2 protein-coding genes are annotated in these 3204 nt (G+C 70.0%); both read right to left on the bottom strand.

Annotated features, from left to right (window positions below; translation table 11 throughout):
* Positions 1-194: 194 nt before the first annotated feature.
* Positions 195-1646 (bottom strand): Ig-like domain-containing protein, encoded by a 1452-nt coding sequence (locus GA0115259_RS28440; protein ID WP_093602333.1) that lies wholly within the window; start codon positions 1644-1646, stop codon positions 195-197.
* A gap of 203 nt (positions 1647-1849) precedes the next feature.
* Positions 1850-2878, bottom strand: a complete 1029-nt coding sequence (locus GA0115259_RS28435; RefSeq protein WP_093602331.1) for a type 2 periplasmic-binding domain-containing protein — start codon at positions 2876-2878, stop codon at positions 1850-1852.
* Positions 2879-3204 lie beyond the last annotated feature (326 nt).

The raw sequence follows: 3204 nt of genomic DNA, 5'->3' as shown, positions 1-3204 counted from the left end.
AACGGCCACGGTGGCTGCGCTCCTCGCTCTCGGGTGAAGTGGTGGTGGGGTGGTGGTGGGTGGAGAGGTGACAAGTGGAGGGAATGCGCCGGATCACGGACGGAGGGCGGTACGGATACGAGCGCGGGCCCGGGGGCAGGCGTACCGTCTGCCCCCGGAAGCCCTCGCCCGCGCGTTCCGTCCGCCGTTCCGCGTCAGTCGACCGGCGTACCGGACGGCGCGGCGAACGTGAGCAGGCCCTTGCGGCGCGCGCTGACCACGAAGGCCGCGCCCACGAAGAGCAGTGCCAGCGAGCCGAGGCCGATCGCCGCGACACCGGTACCGGTCGAGGCGAGAGAGCCGTCTCCACCGCCGCTGCCGCCGCTGTCACCGCTGCCTCCGGCCGCTCCGGCGGAGTCGCCACCGGAGCTGCCCGCCGACGTTCCGCCGTCCGTGCCGGTGGAGTCACTCGGCTCGGGCGTCGGGTCCGACGAATCGCCGGTGGTGAAGGCGAACTCCACGCTGTGGCCGCCCTCCGCGTCCTCGGCGAGCGTCAGCACGTGGTCGCCGTCCGCGATGTCCTCGGGAACGGTGAACGGATAGTCCGTGACCGTGCCGTCGGCGTCCGCCGCGGCGTCCTCAAGGGCCTCCTCACTGTCGGAGAGAGTGACCTTGACCGTCGCGTCGGCGCCGTAGCCGCGGGCGGTGATCGTCACCTGCTGGCCGGCCTCCAGAGTCGGGTTCGCCTCCAGCGGGTTGCCGTCGGCGTCCACGACATCGAGGTCGGCGGGCTCGGTGGGCTCATCGGTCGGCGATTCGGAGTCGCTGGGTGACGGGGAGCCGGTGGGCGTCGGAGAGCCGGTCGGGTCCGCGGCCGGCCGGACGGTGTAGCCGGAGATGGATCCGACCGAACCGGCGTAGGCGTCCGGGTCGGCGGGCGTGAACTGCGCCCCGATGTTCACCAGTCCCAGGGGCAGGGCCGTGGTGGTGAACTCGGCGCTGCCGTTGTCGGCCGCCTTGCTGCCCAGTTCGATCGGCTCGGCGTTGAGCTGCTGCGCGGTCAGGGTGAAGTCACCGGCCACGGCGGGAGTGACCTTCGCCGTGAAGGTCACCGTGTCGCCCAGGTTCGACCCGGTCGCCGGGACCGCGGTCAGCTCGACACTGGTGGCGTCCGCCTGAGGCACTGCCCACGTGTCGCCGGTGACCTCGATGATCGTGCTGAAGAACGAGAACGCGTTCGGATCGTCCCAGTTGGGGCACTCCAGTTGGAGTGTGTAGGTGCCGTCATGGGGGTCCGTGCCGAACCAGCCGTCGAGGATCGCGCCGAGAGAGGTGCCCCACACCGGCAGGTCGGTGTCCACGGGCGCGGTGTCATAGCCGCCGGCGGCCACTTGGCCGAGACTCGTACGCGATGCGTTCGTCGGGTGGACCACTCTGAGCTGTACGGCGTCGCCCTGGCCTGTCGGGCACGGCGCGTCCGTGGTCACATGCGGGACCAACGGGTCGTCAGTGATGCTTCCGGAGGTCTTGCCGAGGGTCAGATCACCCAGCCGGCCCGCCGCGCTCGCGGTGGCCGCGGCGCCGAGTACGGCGGCTGCCGCGCCCAGGAGCAGGGCGCAGCACATCAGCAGCGCCGGAAATGTTCTCGCTCGCGCGAGGCGTGTCATGGTCGTTACTCCTAGTAGGTGTTGGGCACGGGGCGCGGTGTGCGGCACAGGTGCCGGATCGGTGTGGACAGGGACGCGGGCCGGGACCGGGCCACGGATACGCCGTGGGGCCGGGCACCTGGAAGGCGCCCGGCCGTGGTGCGGTGGAGAGTGCTGAGGGAAGAACCGGGGCGGAGACCGTGGTCAGTGCCCGCCCCGGGTCATCAGCGCTCGCCCTTGATGCTGGTGCCGCCGCAGGCGGCACCGATCGTGCCGAAGCCGTACTGCTCGATCGTGGCCGTCTGGGCGCAGACCTTGGAGGTGGAGGTCTCGAACGCGCTGATCAGGTTGGCGTCCGGGGTGGCACCGCCGGTCAGGCGGGCGGTCGGGACGACGTTGTAGACGTCACGGGCGTAGGGGAAGGCGGTGTTCAGCTTGCCGGCGATGCGCGGCGCGACACCATTCACCCGGGTGAGGACCGTGACACCGTGACGGTCCGTCACCACACCGCCGGTCTGGGCGATGTACTGGGCGATGGAGTACGGGGCGAGGTGACCGGGGTCGGTCAGGACGGTGCCGTCGTGCTCCTGGACGGTGCCGTTGACGCACGAGCCGGGGGTCGTGACACCGATCTTCTCCAGGAAGAAGGTGCGGGTGCCGGAGCCCGACTGCGGCAGCAGCGGCTTCAGCGTGATGGTCACGGGACCGCTCGGGGTCGAGTAGGTCTTGGTCAGCGCCGCGGGAACGCAGTTGTAGATGTCGGTGAGCTGGGCGGTGGTGAAGCCCACACCGTCGTTGAGGAGGCTGTCCGAACGGACCGCGACGGTCACCGCGTCCTTGGCGAACGGAACGAACGTCAGCCGGGTGCTGGTGGTGGTGTCGGACGGGCCGCGCGAGGAGCGGGCGAAGTCGATGCAGCCCTTGGTGGTGCTGCCGGCCGGGGCCGAGAGGTCGGCACGCAGCGCGTCGATACCGGCCGAGGAACCGTTCGGCCGGGCGATGGAACAGTTGACGGCGCGCGTCTTGATGGGCGTGGTGCCCGTCGCGTTGTACGACGCGATGGTCGGGGAGGTGATGGCGTTGCCCAGACCGTTGCCGACGTCCTGCGTGGTGTCAGAACCCACGCCGACGAGCTGACGGTACGGAGCCGGCGGCGGGGGCGGGTCGGCGGACGCAGGCGTGGTGAGCAGGCTCAGACCGAGAGCCGCGGCGCCGACAGCGGCGGCCGTGCGAATACGGGACTTGACGTTCACTTCTGTTCTCCTCCGTGAATACGGATTGCGAGCAATGGACGGTCAAGAGGAATCCGGATTTCGTTGCTGCCGGCCCGTCGACCGACACCGTGAACAGTTCCGTATACTCCCGCCGGAGAACCACCAACTCCATTGAAGGAAAAGGTTACGAGGGCATTTCCTAGGTGACACCTAGGGAATTCACTCGTGGTTGCACGGAATTCCCGGAGGGCGAAACGCCGCTCCGGGAATTCCGGGGCCACGGTCCCGTCAGCTCATCCGGAGCCGCCCGTCGCCGCCCGCCGTACGGAGAGCCTCAGGAGTACGGGACCGGCCAGCGCGGCGAC

Source organism: Streptomyces sp. MnatMP-M17 (genome assembly GCF_900091995.1).
Classification (GTDB): Bacteria; Actinomycetota; Actinomycetes; order Streptomycetales; family Streptomycetaceae; genus Streptomyces.
Note: the sequence above shows the minus strand (reverse complement) of the source record. Positions and strands in the feature narration are given on the sequence as shown.